This window comes from Wolbachia endosymbiont of Tuta absoluta (assembly GCF_059414725.1).
The window spans coordinates 1-1,170 of the sequence record NZ_JBNRJY010000103.1 but is presented as its reverse complement, the minus strand read 5'-3'; the positions used below and the strand labels follow the sequence as shown (position 1 = coordinate 1,170).

1 protein-coding gene is annotated in these 1,170 nt (G+C 40.8%); it reads right to left on the bottom strand.

Features of this window, described 5'->3' with window-relative positions:
• Positions 1-1,166: elongation factor Tu (tuf, locus tag ACJ5GX_RS01235; RefSeq protein ID WP_495292604.1), on the bottom strand; the 1,166-nt coding region annotated here is incomplete at its 3' end.
• Between the last annotated feature and the right edge of the window lie 4 nt (positions 1,167-1,170).

Genomic DNA, 1,170 nt, shown 5'->3' with positions numbered 1-1,170 from the left:
AAAATTTCCGAAACAACGCCAGAACCAACAGTTCTACCACCTTCTCTTATCGCAAAACGTAATCCTTTATCCATTGCTATTGGTACTTGCAACTCCACTTCTATACTTACATTGTCCCCTGGCATTACCATCTCCTTTCCATCTAGCAATTTTATGCTCCCAGTTACATCCGTTGTCCTTAAATAAAACTGTGGCTGATAATTTCCAAAAAATGGTGTATGCCTTCCTCCTTCTTCTTTCTTCAATATATACACCTCCGCATTAAATTTCTTATGCGGGGTTATTGTCCCTGGTTTTGCCAATACTTGCCCTCTCTCCACTTCTTCTCTCTTTGTTCCTCTTAGTAGTATTCCTACATTGAGTCCTGCACTTCCCTTATCTAGCAACTTCTTAAACATCTCAACACCAGTACATATCGTCTTTTGCGTCGCTTTCAGACCTATTATCTCTATCTCATCCCCTGTCTTTATCTCCCCCTTCTCTATTCTTCCTGTTACTACCGTCCCTCGGCCCGATATTGAAAATACATCTTCTATTGGCAACAAAAACGGCAAATCTATAGGCCTTGGAGGTACTGCCACATACTCATCTAACTTCTCCATCAATTTATCTATTGATTTCTTTCCATACTCACTACTATCATCCTCTAATGCTTTTAACGCAGACCCAACTATCATAGGCACTTCATCACCTGGAAATCCATACTTACTCAGCAACTCTCTCACTTCCATCTCTACCAAATCTATCATATCAGCATCAGCAACATCAGCTTTATTTATATATACCACGATATATCCAACACCCACCTGTTTTGCCAGCAATATATGCTCTCTCGTTTGTGGCATCGGCCCATCAACCCCTGACACTACCAATATCGCTGCATCCATCTGTGCTGCACCTACTATCATATTCTTTACATAATCAGCATGTCCAGGGCAATCAACGTGTGCATAGTGTCTCTTTTCTGTTTGATATTCAACATGCGCTGTTGCTATTGTTATCCCTCTCTTTCTTTCTTCTGGCGCTTTATCTATTTGATCATATGCTACAAAATTACCATAATGCTTTGTTATCGCCGCTGTTAACGTTGTCTTCCCATGATCCACATGTCCTATCGTTCCCACGTTTACATGCGGCTTTCCAAATGCTTCTACTATCGCTGTCATAATT